12 protein-coding genes are annotated in these 15,622 nt (G+C 53.2%); 11 read left to right on the top strand and 1 reads right to left on the bottom strand.

The genetic code is table 11. The annotated features are described in order from the left end of the window. Positions 1-75 precede the first annotated feature (75 nt). Positions 76-582, top strand: a complete 507-nt coding sequence (infC, locus tag Enr10x_RS27550) for a translation initiation factor IF-3 (RefSeq protein WP_145115051.1) — start codon at positions 76-78, stop codon at positions 580-582. A gap of 108 nt (positions 583-690) precedes the next feature. Here the strand turns inward: infC and Enr10x_RS27545 are convergent, their stop codons facing one another. Then, a complete protein-coding gene (locus tag Enr10x_RS27545) occupies positions 691-1,683 on the bottom strand; it encodes a Gfo/Idh/MocA family protein (RefSeq protein WP_145452197.1) in 993 nt (330 codons plus the stop codon). Positions 1,684-2,299: 616 nt separating this feature from the next. Here Enr10x_RS27545 and Enr10x_RS27540 point away from each other — a divergent pair. The 10 genes from Enr10x_RS27540 (at position 2,300) to Enr10x_RS30455 (ending at position 15,605) form a co-directional block, all read left to right on the top strand. Next, positions 2,300-2,983 carry a cytochrome c3 family protein gene (locus Enr10x_RS27540; protein WP_145452195.1) on the top strand — a complete coding sequence of 228 codons (684 nt, stop codon included), beginning with the start codon at positions 2,300-2,302 and terminating at the stop codon, positions 2,981-2,983. 11 nt (positions 2,984-2,994) lie between these two features. After that, positions 2,995-6,099, top strand: a complete 3,105-nt coding sequence (locus Enr10x_RS27535) for a TAT-variant-translocated molybdopterin oxidoreductase (RefSeq protein ID WP_145452194.1) — start codon at positions 2,995-2,997, stop codon at positions 6,097-6,099. A 90-nt stretch (positions 6,100-6,189) separates the two neighbouring features. Beyond that, entirely contained in the window at positions 6,190-7,608 is a 1,419-nt protein-coding gene (gene nrfD, locus Enr10x_RS27530; protein ID WP_145452192.1) for an NrfD/PsrC family molybdoenzyme membrane anchor subunit, read from the top strand. Between the two features lie 61 nt (positions 7,609-7,669). Further along, positions 7,670-9,067, top strand: a complete 1,398-nt coding sequence (locus tag Enr10x_RS27525) for a quinol:electron acceptor oxidoreductase subunit ActD (protein WP_145452190.1) — start codon at positions 7,670-7,672, stop codon at positions 9,065-9,067. A 57-nt stretch (positions 9,068-9,124) separates the two neighbouring features. Beyond that, positions 9,125-10,366 (top strand): quinol:cytochrome C oxidoreductase, encoded by a 1,242-nt coding sequence (locus Enr10x_RS27520; RefSeq protein WP_145452188.1) that lies wholly within the window; start codon positions 9,125-9,127, stop codon positions 10,364-10,366. A 50-nt stretch (positions 10,367-10,416) separates the two neighbouring features. After that, positions 10,417-10,746 carry a hypothetical protein gene (locus Enr10x_RS27515; RefSeq protein WP_145115031.1) on the top strand — a complete coding sequence of 110 codons (330 nt, stop codon included), beginning with the start codon at positions 10,417-10,419 and terminating at the stop codon, positions 10,744-10,746. Beyond that, entirely contained in the window at positions 10,743-11,600 is an 858-nt protein-coding gene (locus tag Enr10x_RS27510; protein WP_145115028.1) for an SCO family protein, read from the top strand. The genes Enr10x_RS27515 and Enr10x_RS27510 overlap by 4 nt, the downstream gene beginning before the upstream one ends. 100 nt (positions 11,601-11,700) lie before the next feature. Beyond that, a complete protein-coding gene (gene coxB, locus Enr10x_RS27505; protein ID WP_232093157.1) occupies positions 11,701-12,669 on the top strand; it encodes a cytochrome c oxidase subunit II in 969 nt (322 codons plus the stop codon). 114 nt (positions 12,670-12,783) lie between these two features. Further along, positions 12,784-14,502 carry a cytochrome c oxidase subunit I gene (locus Enr10x_RS27500; RefSeq protein ID WP_145115022.1) on the top strand — a complete coding sequence of 573 codons (1,719 nt, stop codon included), beginning with the start codon at positions 12,784-12,786 and terminating at the stop codon, positions 14,500-14,502. Next, positions 14,502-15,605, top strand: a complete 1,104-nt coding sequence (locus tag Enr10x_RS30455) for a cytochrome c oxidase subunit 3 (protein ID WP_232093156.1) — start codon at positions 14,502-14,504, stop codon at positions 15,603-15,605. Before Enr10x_RS27500 ends, Enr10x_RS30455 begins: the two co-directional genes overlap by 1 nt. Positions 15,606-15,622 lie beyond the last annotated feature (17 nt).

Here is a 15,622-nt window from a genome sequence, read left to right as displayed (position 1 = left end):
GTGTTCCTGGGGCATTTGCTGTGATCAGCAGGACACGAAACCGATTTCTTTATTGATACCAAGGAGAAACAAGCAATCGAAACAACGCAGAGACTTAATGACCAGATTCGGATCAGTCCGGTGCGGGTCATTGATCAGGACGGGGAACAATTAGGAGTGATCCCCACAGCGGAAGCTTTGAAGTTAGCGATGGAGGCCAACCTGGATCTGGTGGAAGTGGCCTCAGACGCAAAGCCCCCTGTCTGTCGGATTATGGACTATGGGAAGCTGAAGTACGAGCGTAAAAAGAAGACCAGTAAAAATACCAAACAACATCAGGTGCATCTGAAAGAAATCCGGATGCGTCCGAAAATCGGCAAGCATGACATTGAGTTCAAGCTGAAGAGCGCCCGAAAATTTCTGGAACAGAAAGATAAGGTCAAATTCAATATCATGTTCCGTGGTCGTGAAAATGCGCACCATGAACTGGGCCGAACGATCCTGGGAGAAATCCAGGAACAACTCTCCGACCTGGCAAAAGTGGAACAGGCACCCACAATGGCCAGCGGACGAAATATGGTCATGGTACTGGCTCCCCGGTAATCACGTGCGCTAGACCGTGCTTCTCTGGGACAATTCGAAATGAATTTCTGAGCCGCTGATTCTGCGCGCGGCGCATGCCTGGTGTCAGCGATCCATGTGGAGCATCATTCAGGGCTGAACCCAGGCGCCGCTGCGATTGCTTTCAATGATGGCCTCGATCACTTTCATGTTGGCGACAGCATCGGAGAGTGGGGTCGGCACTTCAGTATTGTTAATGATGGCCAGGGAAAGCAGATCGCCTTGAATTGTGTACTGGTTGCAGATATCCAGCTTGATTTCGGCGATATCCGCGCCTGTCTGATGCCAGACCCGGCAGGGGCGATCGATGGGAGCATTGAACGGAATTTCAATTTCCACACGCCCTTGAGTGCCATGGATATTGACCCGCTGATACGGATTGAGCTGCGTCGAGCAGGTGAAAGTAGAGGTCCCGTTGCCAAAATCAAGCGTTGCTGAGGCCAGGCGGTCGGTTCCCAGCTCACTGTCGTATTCCACAATGCCTGAGACGCGTTGTGGTTGCTGATCGAAGATGAACCGCGACAGGGAGATCGGATAGCAGCCGATATCCATCAGGCCGCCTCCACCGATTTCACTCTGGTTGCGAATATTCTGCGGGTCCGCGTTAAAGTAAGAGAAAAAGGACTGAATTGTACGCAGCTCACCGATCGTGCCGTCCTGAATCAGTTTTTTCGCGAGCTGCCATTGCGGGTGATGGCGGTACATGAAGGCTTCCATCACTTTCAGTTCCGGATGGGCCTGGGCGCAGTCGAGCAGTTCCTGTCCCTCGCGGGAGGAGAGCCCGATCGGTTTTTCACACAGTACGTGTTTGCCGGCTTCGATGGCTTTGATGGACCAGGGGACATGCAGGTGGTTAGGTAACGGATTGTAGATGGCATCAATTTCCGGGTCGGCCAGCAGTTCCTCATAAGAACCGTAGGCGCGAGGAATGCCCAGCTCGGATGCGGTCTGTTCAGCCTGGGCGAGATTACGCGAGGCCAGGGCGCTGATTTCACAGAATTCCCCCTGCTGCATGGCGGGGATGACCTGTACGGTACCAATTTTTGCGGTGCTCAAAATGCCCCAGCGGATGCGATTGCTCATAGACTGTGCCGCCTCTGTTCAAGTGTGCGTTGATCTCGTGGGTGAGGTGTAAACTGACTGTCATCATGCAGGATCACAGTCGGTCTGTAAAGTCAGCAGCCATGACGACGCACACGGGACGCACAAGGCAGAAGCGAGATGATTTCGCGACCCGACAGCTGTAAATTCGTCGTCTGGTTCAGTCGAGAAAAGTGGGTGGAGGCGTTCACCGTTTTGGGGAACCGGGATTCTCGACAATGAGACTCGCTGGCGAGCGGGCAGGAAAATCAGGCAGGTCAGGCCATATTGGATGAGAATGTCCTGTAAAGGGCTTTCTCCCTGTGACGGCTGGGGCTATTGCTTAGGGGATCTACCGGGACTGCGGTTTCCGTTTGTCCCCAATTTTGAGAATTTCAAAACGGGCTACTCCCGAGTCCAAGAAACTTTCCCCTACTTAACGCTCAATGGATTGCTTACATTCCGTGTTGCATTTATTCTTCGAAAAAAGATGGGGTATCATCTCTCCTCACCGGTTGAAAAGTCCGCTGTGACCATCGATTGACTCATCAATCTCAAGGACACGCTCTGTCTGTTTCAGGATGGTCTGGCTCGAAAGGTCTTATCAGGTATATCAAAAATGGATCGTTTTCTGTTTCCGAAATGGACAAATACGATTGTGCCAGTGCTGGGTGCCCTGGGTGCGGTTGGTGTCCTGTATGTTATAGGTATGGTTGCATTTGGGGCAAGTCCGGAGACGACGGACGTCGGTTATCAGCCCGAACAGCCTCTGCCTTTCAGTCACGCTCTGCATGCAGGTAAATTGAAGCTGGACTGCCGCTACTGTCATAACACGGTCGAAGTGGCCGGGCATGCGGCTGTGCCTCCTACCAAAACCTGTTTGAACTGCCATTCTGGTGCCGACGCCAACGGTGTCGTGAATACCGTGGCCATTCACTCGACCAGCGCCAAGCTGGCTCCCATCCGTGAGAGTCAGGCGACTGGTAAATCCATGCAATGGCGTCGCGTGCATGACCTGCCTGATTATGTGTACTTCAACCATAGTGCCCACGTTCGTCGTGGTGTGAGCTGTGTTTCCTGCCATGGTCGAGTCGACAAAATGGAAAAGGTAACCCAGGTCAAGCCGCTGAGCATGGGCTGGTGTCTGGAGTGTCATCGGCACCCTGAACCGAATCTGCGTCCGCCTGAGCTTGTCACCAAGCTCGACTGGAAGCCCGAAGGGGATCCGGATGAAGTCGGGGCGAAGATTCGGAAAGAATTGAATTTGAATCCTTCTTCTAATTGTTCTACGTGTCACCGCTAAGGGGTTCGGTTGTGGATAAAAAGTATTGGCGAAGTCTGGGTGAGTTGCATTCCACACCGGAATTTGAAGAGATATTACATCGCGAGTTTCCCGTGGCTGCTTCCGAGTATCCCGAAGGGGTTTCGCGACGTCGCTGGATGCAGATTATGGGAGCCTCTGTTGCTCTGGCTGGGGTAACAGGTTGTCGCTGGGAAGATGAGAAGATTTCTCCCAGTGTCTCTCGTCCCGAGGGGTTGATTCCCGGCGTTCCGCAGAAATTTGCCACCTTTATGGAGCTGGGTGGTCAGGCGGAAGCGCTGCTGGTGACCTGCTATGACGGGCGTCCCATCAAGGTCGAGGGAAATCCGGATTCGGCACAGAATCGTGGTTCTTCCACCGCTCTGGCGCAGTCCGAAACGCTGTCGCTGTACGATCCCGATCGCGCTGTAGGCGTGGTTGAGCGGAAGGGCGGAGAGCGTTATAACCGCGACTGGCAGGCGTTTCTGGCGTATTCAGATAAAGTGCTGGGTCAGGCACGAGAGAACGGCGGGGCCAAACTGCGGGTACTCGCCGATGTAAGCACTTCCGCAACGCGGAAGGGCCTGCAGGATAAGTTCGCAGCCATGTATCCCGAGGCACGCTGGTACGATTACAGCGCTGCGAACCGGGACAATGTTTACGCCGGTTCGCAACTGGCATTCGGTGAAGTAGTGCGGCCGCACTTCGATCTGAAGAAGGCCAATATCATCGTCTGTCTGGATGAGGATCTGCTCTCGGAGCATCCCGCCGGAATGCTGCATACTCGCGACTGGGCTGCCCGTCGTGATCCTGCCGCCGGCCCGATGAACCGTCTCTATGCGGTTGAAAGTCGTTACACCACGACCGGCGTTGCGGCAGACCATCGTCTGCCCACCCGCTCTGTCGATCTCGGGGCCTTCCTGACGAAGCTGGAAGCACAGGTGCAGGCAGGAATCGATGGCAAGAAGACCGAAGCGGCCAGTGAAGAGTATGCGGACAAAGTGCTCGCTGCGATGGTGGAAGATCTGGTTGCCAATCAGGGTTCAAGCCTGATTGCCATCGGTGCCAGCCAGCCCGCTGAATTGCAGGCACGTGTGCATAAGCTGAATGAAAAGCTTGGCAACGTTGGCGAAGCGGTCAAGTACTCGAAAGAGCCGCTGGCAACGGAAACGCCTGCAGTTGAAGCACTGCGAAAACTGACGGAAGAAATGCAGTCGGGAGCCGTAGAAACGCTGGTCATTCTGGGAGGCAATCCTGCTTACAACGCACCTGGCGACATCGATTTTGTCGGTGCGCTCTCCAAAGTGACGAATGCGATTCACCTGGGCGAGTACGAAGACGAAACTTCGCTGCTCTGTCACTGGCATCTGCCCAAGACACATCCGTTCGAGCAGTGGGGCGATTCCCGTGCTTATGACGGAACCCTGTGTGTCGCGCAGCCTCTGATTGAGCCTCTGCACGACGGCAAGTCGGAAGTCGAACTGCTGGCAATCCTGTGTGGCGACAAGCATCCCAACGGAATGGAACTGGTCAAAGCAGCCGTCAAAGGTTCGCTCGATTCGATGGCGGTGAACTCTTCCTGGCGTCGTTCCGTGCATGACGGATTTGTCAAAGGAAGTTCGCTTCCTGCCGTTTCACCCAAGGTCAAAGATCTGCCGGCTGCTAAGGATGTGGAAACCTCAGACGACGAGCTGGAGCTGGTCTTCTATCTCAGTCCTCAGATGTACGACGGGCGGTTTGCCAACAGTGGCTGGCTGCAGGAAACGCCCGACAGTCTGACCAAGATTACCTGGGACAACGCGGCACTTATCGCTCCCAAGACAGCCGATGATCTGGGGGTCAAGTTTGGTTCTGTTGTGAAGCTGATTCTGGACGGAAAGTCACTGGAATTACCCGTTTACGTTCTGCCGGGGCAGGCCCCGAATTCGATCGCTGTCGCCCTGGGTTACGGCCGTACTGCCGCCGGCCTGGTGGGTGGGGATGTCGCCCGCGATGTGAAGCCGGTTGGTGAAAACGTCGCCGCTCTGCAGGTCAAGGGGGCCATGGATTTCAAGACCGGCCTCAAGGTTGAGAAGACCGGTAAATACTACGAGCTGGCGGTCACACAGGATCACCATGCCATCGATACCGTCGGTGGCAATGAGGTTCTGGGTCGTGTCGGACAACTGGTGCGTGAAGGGGCTCTGAACGAGTGGGAACAAGATCCCGGCTTCGCTGAGAGCCGCACCCATCATCCCAAACTGAAATCTCCCTGGGAAGAGCTCTCTTACGACGGGCATGCCTGGGGGATGTCAATCGACCTGTCCAAGTGCGTCGGCTGTAATGCCTGTACGGTCGCCTGTCAGGCGGAAAACAACGTACCGGTCGTCGGTCGCGAGCAGGTGATTAACAGTCGTGAAATGCACTGGATGCGGATCGACCGCTACTTCACGGGAGAAGACGTCAACAATCCGGGCGTGGCAACACAACCGATGTTGTGTCAGCAGTGCGAACTGGCTCCCTGTGAGCAGGTCTGTCCCGTGGCTGCAACCGTGCACACTGACGAAGGTCTGAACGACATGGTTTACAACCGCTGTGTCGGAACCCGTTACTGTGCGAACAACTGTCCTTACAAAGTGCGTCGCTTCAACTACTTCAACTTCAATAAGATCTACGAACAGCCCCGCGGCAAGCTGCAGGCCCTGGTGCTGAACCCCGAAGTCACCGTCCGTCACCGTGGTGTGATGGAAAAATGTACTTACTGTGTCCAGCGCATCAAAGCCGTCCAGATCGAAGCCAAGAACGAACAGCGGCCGATCGAAGATGGTGAAATCGTCACCGCCTGTCAGCAGGCCTGTTCTGCCAAGGCAATCGAGTTCGGCGATCTGAATAACGAAAACAGCCGCGTAGCGAAGGCACACGCCAATCCGCGTACCTACACTGCGTTGTCTGAACTGAATGTTAAACCTCGTACTTCTTACATGGCCCGGATTCACAATCCGCATCCTTCACTGGCACCGCCGATCCCTGAGCATCACAGCCATGGACATGCCGGCGAGCAGCATGCGGAAGCCGATCATCACGAGAAACATGATGAAGGCAAACATGATGAGAAGCACGAAAAGAGTGAAAAACATTAAGAGTGTAGCAGAGCTACTGAGACTTTCTGTGGCTGTGTGACAGAACGAATTACCAATCCGTTTGATTTTATAAAGTAAAGAACTGGAACTATGGCTTCAGTAGCTTCCGAGCCAATTGACACAACAACTGAAGTTCCCGGCAAACGTACTCCCCTCGTAACCGGGGCGCATGATTACGGGTCCATTACCGAAGCTGTCTGCCGACTGGCGGAATGTAAGGCGCCTCTGAGCTGGTATCTGGCGCTGGCCGTTTCCGCCTCGCTGATGGGGATGCTGTTCGGCCTGGTGGGATACCTGATTATCACCGGTGTCGGTGTCTGGGGTAACCGCAGTCCTGTCTTCTGGGGCTGGCCGATCGTGAACTTCGTGTTCTGGGTCGGTATCGGTCACGCGGGAACGCTGATTTCCGCGATTCTGTTCCTGTTCCGCCAGGACTGGCGTACCGGGATTAACCGTGCCGCGGAAGCAATGACGATCTTTGCTGTAATCTGTGCCGGTCTGTTCCCCGGAATTCACATCGGTCGCGTCTGGCTGGCTTACTGGCTGTTCCCGATTCCGAACCAGATGTCAATGTGGCCGAACTTCCGCAGCCCGCTGCTGTGGGACGTGTTCGCGGTTTCTACCTACGCCACCGTTTCGCTGCTCTTCTGGTACATGGGGATGATCCCCGACCTGGCCACGCTGCGTGACCGGGCCAAAAACAAGGTTGCCCAGTTTGCCTACGGTCTGTTCTCCCTGGGCTGGAACGGATCTTCCCGTCACTGGCACCGTTACGAACGGGCTTACCTGCTGCTGGCCGCCCTGGCGACTCCGCTGGTGCTCAGTGTGCATACCATCGTTAGTTTTGACTTTGCCGTTTCACAGCTGCCCGGGTGGCATACCACGATCTTCCCGCCTTACTTCGTCGCAGGGGCGGTTTTCAGTGGTTTCGCCATGGTGCTGACCCTGATGATTCCCGTGCGTTCCATCTGCGGAATTAAAGACCTGCTGACCGACCGTCACCTCGAAAACATGACCAAGGTGATTATCGCCACCGGTTCGATGGTCGGTTATGCCTACGCAATGGAATTCTTTATCGCCTGGTACGGCGGTAACCGCTACGAAACATTCGCCTTTATCAACCGTGCCTTCGGTCCTTACGCCTGGGCGTACTGGATCATGGTGACCTGTAACGTAATCAGCCCGCAGCTGTTCTGGATTAAGAAGATCCGCACGACGCCGTGGATGATTTTTGTTGTCTGTATTTTCGTCAACATCGGTATGTGGTTCGAACGCTTCGTGATTACCGTCACATCGCTGAGCCGCGACTTCCTGCCTTCCAGTTGGGGTTATTTCAAGCCGACCATTGTTGACATCTTAATGTTAATCGGCAGTTTCGGTCTGTTTATGACGCTGTTCCTGCTCTTCTGTAAATTCCTGCCGATGGTGGCGATGGCAGAAGTCAAGAGCGTGGTTTATGAACCCCCGGGACACGGCGACTATCAGCCCAAGGACGAAGAATTAGATTAGTCCTCAGCTGTCCGCCTGTGTTTGGGATACGACTTAACTCATTTGTTTGAATAAAAAGATTATGGCAACCACAATCGAACAACCTGAAAAAACAAAAGCAGAGCCTGAGCTTCTCGGGTTACTTGCCGAGTTCGATGATCCGCATGCGTTGGTCGCAGCATCCACAAAAGTACGCGATGCCGGCTACAACCGCTGGGATACTCACACACCATTCCCGATGCACGGGATTGATGAAGCGATGGGGATCAAGTGGACCATCCTGCCCTGGATCGTGGCTGCCTGCGGTCTGACCGGCGGAACCATCGCCATCAGCATGCAGTACTGGATGAACGCGGTCGACTATCCTTTCCTGATCAGTGGTAAGCCGCTGTTCAGTATTCCGGCCTGTATTCCAATTACATTCGAACTCTCCGTGCTGCTGGCGGCCTTTGGGGCCTTCTTCGGAATGCTGGGGCTCAACCAACTGCCCAAGTTATACAATCCGATGTTCAAGTCAGAAGCCTTTCGCCGGGTGACGAACGATCGCTTCTTCCTGAGTATGGATGCCAGCGATCCGAAGTTCTCCGAAATTGATACCGGCGAATTCGTGAAATCACTGAATCCGATCCATGTGGAAGAATTCTGGTCGGATGTGGAATCTCCCAAGCTGCCGCGGAACCTGAAACTGGGCCTGAGCCTGGTCGGTGTATTCATGCTGATGCCCATCGCCCTGGTGGCTTACAAGCGCTCGACGGTTACTGATACACCACGTATCCACATTGTCCCCGATATGGATTTCCAGCCGAAACTGAAAACTCAGAATACCACGGGTATCTTCGGGGATGGACGTGAAGTGCGTCCGCATATTCCCGGAACCATTCCCCGTGGTCAGTTCAAAGACGACAATGTTCCCTTCTACTACGGTTTGAAAGAACTGCCGGAAGATCAGGACGTGATTACGATCGCTGTCCAGGATGATAAGAAAGCGGACGAGAAGAAACCTGTCGCCGACGAAAAGCCCGCTGAAGCAGGTAAGGCGGACGCGAAGTCTGCTGCCGCCGCAAAAGCAGCAGAAGACGATAAACTGGCCAAGCTGCCCTGGGTTACCGAATTTCCGATGCCTGTGACAGAGAAGATGATGGCCCGCGGTAAGGAACGGTTCCGGATTTACTGTTCGGTCTGCCACGGTCTGGGCGGCGAAGGCGATGGTCTGGTCACCTTGCGAGCCATGGATCTGCAGCAGGGGACCTGGGTGAAACCGGCTTCCTATCACACAGATAACGTGCGGAAACAGCCCGTGGGCCGCCTGTTTAATACGATTACCAACGGAGTTCGGAAGATGCCCGCTTACGGGCCTCAGATTCCCCCGGAAGATCGCTGGGCGATTGTCTTGTACGTGAGGGCCCTGCAGAAGAGCCACCAGGTAGACGCCAAGACCTTGACCGATGAAGAAAAACAAAAACTTCGGGACACCAAATAACAAGTACTTTCTATAATTCACTGTTGAATTCAATCTCGTTGTAAAACAAGAAACGTTATGGAAACTTCACACGACGCTGATAAAAAAATTACTGTGCAATCCCTGGCTGACCTGGGGCCGCTTCCGATGAAAGTCGCTCTGGGCTGCTCCGTCCTGCTGCCGGTGGCGTTCGTGCTGCATTGGGTGTTCGGTCATGGCTGGGACCTGTTTGCCTTCTCTTACCTGCAGAGTACGTTCTTCTTTCTGAGCATCTCACTGGGGGCTTTGTTCTTCGTGATGGTTCAGCAACTGACCCGGGCCGGCTGGAGTGTCGTTCTGCGGCGTCTCTCCGAGTTTCTGTCTCTGGGGGTCATTCCTCTGGCGGTACTGGTGCTGCCCATCGTTCTGCTGACGCTGACGGGTAATGACACGCTTTATAAGTGGGCCAGTGCCGAGAATATCGCGAATGATTCTCTGCTGCAGGCAAAATCGGCTTACCTGAATAAAGGCTTCTTCGCTCTGCGATATGTGATCTACTTCGGTGCCTGGATCTTTCTGGCCAAATTCTTCCTGGGGAAATCTCTGGCCCAGGATGAAACCGGTGATCCGGAAACCACGCTGCTCATGGAGCGTCGCAGTGGTCCGGGGATCCTGTTATATACCTTTACACTGACCTTTGCGGCCATTGACTTCATCATGTCGCTCGATCCTCACTGGTTCAGTACCATCTTTGGAGTCTACTACTTCGCTGCCGGCCTGGTCGGATTCTTCAGTGTCCTGGCCATCAGCCTGGTTTATCTGCGAAGTAAAGGAATTTTAAAAGAGCCTGTTTCGACCGAGCATCTGCACGATGTGGGCAAGCTGCTGTTTGCCTTCAACTGCTTCTGGGCCTACATCGCGATTTCCCAGTACCTGCTGATCTGGTATGCGAATATTCCTGAAGAAACCAGCTTCTTCCTGCCACGTCAGGAAAACGGCTGGGGCACGGTCTCGCTGATGCTGGTGATCGGCCACTTTGCGATTCCGTTCGTGTTCTTTATGTCTCGCAAGATGAAGCGAAATCCCAAACCACTGGTATTCTGGGGTTTCTATCTGCTGATCATGAACTGGGTCGACATTTTCTGGCTGGTAATGCCGAATATTGCTTTCGATAAAATGGCCTCGTCAGTGACCTTCCCCATGATCCTGATTAACGTCTGCTGTACCATTGGAGTGGGCGGGATTTATGTCGCGAGCATTCTGAAACTGGCCGGGGACAAATCGGTCATGCCGGTCCGTGATCCGCGACTGGAAGAATCACTCAAGTTCCATAACATTTAAACACAGTCTGATCGGCACGATCAGCGCCTTTTAAGATAAGAGAAAACATTATGTCGAGTCATAAAGAAGCATACGATGACCTCGATACGACGATGATCGCATTTGTCGGTGTCGTCGGAACCATCATTACCTTTTTCCTGGTATTCGCGATTGGTGCTCTCAGCTATTCGTTAGAGAAAGCAGAAACCGAAGTCAAAGTGGTTGAAGTGCCCGAAGTGAATTCCGACAGCATCTTGGCAAGCCAGGCAGCTGCTTTAACGGAGTATCACTGGATCGATCAGGATAAGAATATTGTGGCCGTGCCCATTGATCGGGCTATGGAGTACGTGGTTCAGGAGGAACAAGAGAAGCAGAAGAATAACAAAAACAAATCGCCATGAAACCGTTGCACACGTCCATCCTGACACTGCTTGTCTGGGCACTGAGTGTCTTGCCCGTGCAGGCGGATCGGATGGAAAAAGCTCCCAAAAGTATCGAGAACCTGGACGTCATTGAGCACCTGGATACTCAATTACCGCTGGATCTCAAGTTTCAGGATAGTTCCGGGAAGCAGGTAACCCTGGGCGACTACTTTAAAAAAGATCGCCCCGTCATCCTGTCACTGAATTATTCAAACTGTCCGATGTTGTGCTCTCTGCAGCTGACAGCGCTGGTCAGGGGACTCAAAGAGCTGGAGTGGTCTGCGGACCAGCAATTTGATTTTGTTTCGGTGAGTATCGATCCTAAAGAGACATACCAGCGAGCCAACTTAACCAAACAGAAATACTTTAAAGAATACGATCGTGCGGGAACTGCCGAAGGCTGGCATTTTCTGTGTGGTCAGGAAGAGTCCATCAAGCAGTTAGCGAACGCGATGGGAGTTCAATATCAGTATGTGGCAGAACGCCAGGAATATGCCCATCCGGCAGTCCTGCTGGTCTGCACTCCCGATGGACGGATTTCACGATACTTATACGGAATTAATTTTCCGGAACAGACCCTGAAACTGGCGTTGGTGGAAGCGTCAGAAGGTAAAATCGGTTCCACCGTTGATCGTTTTTTGCTGTACTGTTTTCACTACGATGCAGACAGCGGTCGGTATGCTCCGACAGCACGGAATATTATGAAAATTGGCGGTTTCGCCACCGTTTTCATCCTGACTGTGGTTTTGATTCCCTACTGGCGGGGACGAAAAGGCAGGCAGGCCCTGGAGACGGGCGAGACGCAGACTCATGAAAGTCCGAACGGGACCTGAGTCCTCTCAGTTCCTGATTTACTTGTGATATTGTGTTTTAATCAGTTTTGGTTAATACCTGAAATTATTTAACACTCAACAGTTGATTGTGTGAATGCAGATGAAACTATTCATCCCTAACATGTTAGCGAATGCTGATGCCGGGTTCTGGTTCCCGGAGCAAAGTTCCACAGTGGCAGAACACAGCGATTCTGTCTACTTCTTCATTCTGTATGTCTGCACGTTCTTTTTCGTGCTGATTGTCAGTCTGATGGTGCTGTTTATGGTCAAATACCGCCATCGTCCCGGTGTGGAAGCCACCAAGACCAGCACACACAATCTGACGCTGGAACTCTCCTGGTCTGTGATCCCCACCTTGTTGACCATCGTCATGTTCTGGGTCGGTTTCACAGGCTATATCGATATGCGGACCCCTCCCAGCGACTCGTATGAAATCAATGTGATTGCCAAGAAATGGGTCTGGGCGTTTCAGTATCCCAATGGCTGGATTGAAAGCGAACTGCATATCCCTAAAGATGAGAACGTCACGCTGACCATGTCTTCTGATGACGTGATTCACAGTCTGTGGGTTCCCGCGTTCCGGACCAAAATGGACGTCGTGCCCGGACGTTATACGCAGGAATGGTTCAAGGCCACCCGGGCCGGCGAATTTCCGCTGATGTGTGCCGAGTACTGTGGTCAGAAACACTCAATGATGGTGACTAAAGTTGTTGTCCACGAAACCCGTGGTGATTTCGATAAATGGCTGCAACAGGCATCTGACATTCACAAAAATAAAACACCCGTCGAGGCGGGTGAATATTTTTACAAAACCCGTGGCTGTGTACAGTGTCACTCGCTTGATGGCGTTCCCAAGAACGGTCCTAGTTTCAAGGGGCTGTTCGGCAAAGAAGAAAAACTGGCCGATGGCTCAACTGTCAAAGTCGATGCCAATTATCTGCGTGAGTCGATTCTGGAGCCTCAGGCTCAGGTGGTTCTCGGTTTCAAGCCGATCATGCCCACCTTTAAAGGTCAGCTGACCGATCAGGATATTTCGGCACTCATCGCGTTTATCAAGGCCCAGAAGTAAGACCGGCGACGCAGGTCGCTGAATAAAATAGATCAAAAGTGAGAACCTGATTCTCGATTGTGTTTCCGGATCCAAGATCCGAACTTTATTTGAAATCATTCAGGAGGCTGGAAGATGGCAACAGTAGTTGACTCCTCCGATCCAAAATCAAATTTCCCAATTCAATACCGCGAATTGAATTATCTGAACTGTTCGAGTGGCTGGAAGAGCTGGTTCTTCACCCTCGATCATAAGCGCATCGGTATCATGTACCTGATCGGCGTGACCTGCTCTTTCTTTCTGGGTGGGTTGTTTGCGGTCCTGCTCCGGACCGAACTGCTCTCACCCAAGCAACTGCTGATGGGACCCGATACGTACAACCAGATGTTTACCCTGCACGGGGCGATCATGACCTTCCTGGTGATTATCCCCGGTGTGCCCGCGGCGATTGGAAATATCATTCTGCCGGTGATGCTGGGGGCCAAAGATGTGGCCTTCCCCCGCATGAACCTGGGCAGTTTTTTCCTCTGGTTATTCGGAGCTGCTTTCTTCCTGGCCGCGATCGCGCTGGGGGGACTGGATACAGGCTGGACCTTTTATACACCTTATAGTGTGACCACCAATACTGCTGTGATTACGGCCCTGCTTGGGGTCTTTATTCTGGGATTCAGCTCGATCTTCACCGGGCTGAACTTCATCGTGACCATCCACACGATGCGTCCTCCTGGAATGACCTGGTTCAAGATGCCTCTGTTCCTGTGGGCCTTGTATGCGACCGCTCTGATTCAGATTCTGGCAACTCCCGTATTGGGAATCACCGGTCTGTTGCTCGTCGTGGAACGGGCCTTTCATATCGGTATTTTCGATCCGGCACTGGGGGGCGACCCCGTGCTGTTCCAGCACTTCTTCTGGTTCTACTCGCACCCTGCTGTGTACGTGATGATTCTGCCGGCCATGGGTGTGGTCAGCGAAGTGATCGCCGTTCACAGTCGGAAACATATCTTCGGTTACCGATTCATCGCCTATAGTAGTATCGCGATTGCCATGTTCGGCTTCCTGGTCTGGGGACACCACATGTTTGTCTCCGGGCAGTCCCGCGTGGTGGCTGTGATCTTCAGTGCGATTACCTTCAGCGTGTCGATTCCGTCAGCGATCAAGGTCTTCAACTGGTTGACCACGATGTATAAAGGTTCGATCCGCTTCACGACCGCGATGTGTTACGGCCTGGCGTTCATCTTCATCTTCTCGATCGGCGGACTGACCGGGCTGTTCCTGGCAACACTGGCCACTGACGTCCATCTGCACGATACCTACTTCGTCGTGGCCCACTTCCACTATGTGATGATGGGATCCTCGCTGGTCGGACTGTTCGCTGCCGTCCACCACTGGTGGCCGAAAATCACCGGTAAGATGTTCAATGAAAACTGGGGACGGATTGCCTGCCTGGGCGTATTCCTCGGTTTCAACCTGACCTTCTTCCCACAGTTCCTGCTGGGAACCCGGGGGATGCCGCGCCGGTATTACACTTACCTGGATCAATTCCAGGGGCTGCATGTCATGTCATCCTGTGGTGCCTATCTGCTGGGGCTGAGTTCCGCTCTGATGGCCGCTACTTTGATCTATTCGATTTACCGTGGCAAGAAAGCTCCTGCGAATCCCTGGGGAGGTGCTTCCCTGGAATGGATGTGTTCTTCGCCACCGCCACATAACAACTTCGATCATCCACCTCTGGCCGGCGATCCCTACGTCATGGAATCGGTTGTCTACAACGAGGAAATCGGAGGGTACGTTCCCGTTGAATGTCAGGGGGATAACAAACAAACTGTGACCGCATCAGGAGATAATGAAGCTTAATGAATACCGCGGCCACCACTACCACAGACGAACATACAGACGCCCACGATCATGAACACCATGATCCCCGGCTGGCGCACCACTTCGATTCCCATCAGCAGCAGTTCGATACCGGTAAACTGGGTATCTGGCTGTTCCTCGTTACCGAAGTGCTGTTCTTCAGCGGTCTGTTCGGCTTCTATGCCGTCTATCGCTCATTGCATCCTGAAGTCTTCCTGTATGCCAGCCAGTTCCTGGATACGATGCTCGGGGCAGCCAACACGATCGTGCTGCTCTTCAGCAGTCTGACCATGGCCTGGGGCGTGCGTTGTGCCCAACTGGGACAGACTCGCGGTTTATTGACCTGCCTGTTGATTACCCTGGGTTGTGCGGCGATCTTCCTGGGTGTCAAATCGTACGAATATACTGAGAAAGCCCATCATGGACTGCTCTGGGCCGGCAAATATGTCAGCCCCGAACATCATGGTGAGCAGCATGTTGAACCCGAGTCTGCTCCGGGTGCCGCTGCCGCTGCTGCACTTGAGACCGAACTGGAACATGCTGAAAAAGAAGAAGCGAAAGCTGAGGAAAGTCACCACGAAGGTGATTCTCTGTTTGAAAAAACCAAGGCGACATTGTCCTATATGACGCAGGTCTTATGGGCGGTAATTATACTCTCCGGCATTGCCTTGGGGGCACTCATCAAAAAGCCGGAAATGCGAACAACGGCGACGATTGCCGGCTGTTTTCTGGTTGCTGCACTCGGTATGCAGCTGGGAGCTTATGCCAGTATTGGCTATCACACGTTCGGGCATGCAGCTGAGCCGACCCACGAAGAAATCCGCATGGCGGAAACCGTACCAATTGAATATGCAGAACAGACGGAAAAAATTCCCGAGCCCGCACTGGCTGGTACCTTCTTCAGCGTTTATTTCTGCATGACAGGGTTGCACGCAATTCACATTATCGGCGGGATGATTGCCATCAGCTGGCTGATTGTCAGAACGGTGAACGGTGCCTTTACGACATATTATTTTGGGGCTGTGGATTTTGTCGGTCTGTACTGGCACCTGGTCGACCTGATCTGGATCTATCTGTTCCCCCTGTTGTACCTGATCAATTAGCGTCGTTTGAATACAAC

It is taken from the genome of Gimesia panareensis (genome assembly GCF_007748155.1).
Lineage (GTDB): Bacteria > Planctomycetota > Planctomycetia > Planctomycetales > Planctomycetaceae > Gimesia > Gimesia panareensis.
The sequence above is the reverse complement of the archived record's forward strand: the minus strand, read 5'-3'. Positions and strand labels throughout refer to the sequence as shown.

Coding starts and splice junctions, on each gene's coding strand:
- Enr10x_RS27510 (WP_145115028.1), top strand. CDS start 10,743: ATGAAACCGTTGCACACGTCCATCCTGACACTGCTTGTCTGGGCACTG.
- Enr10x_RS27520 (WP_145452188.1), top strand. CDS start 9,125: ATGGAAACTTCACACGACGCTGATAAAAAAATTACTGTGCAATCCCTG.
- Enr10x_RS27525 (WP_145452190.1), top strand. CDS start 7,670: ATGGCAACCACAATCGAACAACCTGAAAAAACAAAAGCAGAGCCTGAG.
- Enr10x_RS27515 (WP_145115031.1), top strand. CDS start 10,417: ATGTCGAGTCATAAAGAAGCATACGATGACCTCGATACGACGATGATC.
- Enr10x_RS27540 (WP_145452195.1), top strand. CDS start 2,300: ATGGATCGTTTTCTGTTTCCGAAATGGACAAATACGATTGTGCCAGTG.
- Enr10x_RS27545 (WP_145452197.1), bottom strand. CDS start 1,683: ATGAGCAATCGCATCCGCTGGGGCATTTTGAGCACCGCAAAAATTGGT.
- Enr10x_RS30455 (WP_232093156.1), top strand. CDS start 14,502: ATGAATACCGCGGCCACCACTACCACAGACGAACATACAGACGCCCAC.
- coxB (WP_232093157.1), top strand. CDS start 11,701: ATGAAACTATTCATCCCTAACATGTTAGCGAATGCTGATGCCGGGTTC.
- nrfD (WP_145452192.1), top strand. CDS start 6,190: ATGGCTTCAGTAGCTTCCGAGCCAATTGACACAACAACTGAAGTTCCC.
- Enr10x_RS27500 (WP_145115022.1), top strand. CDS start 12,784: ATGGCAACAGTAGTTGACTCCTCCGATCCAAAATCAAATTTCCCAATT.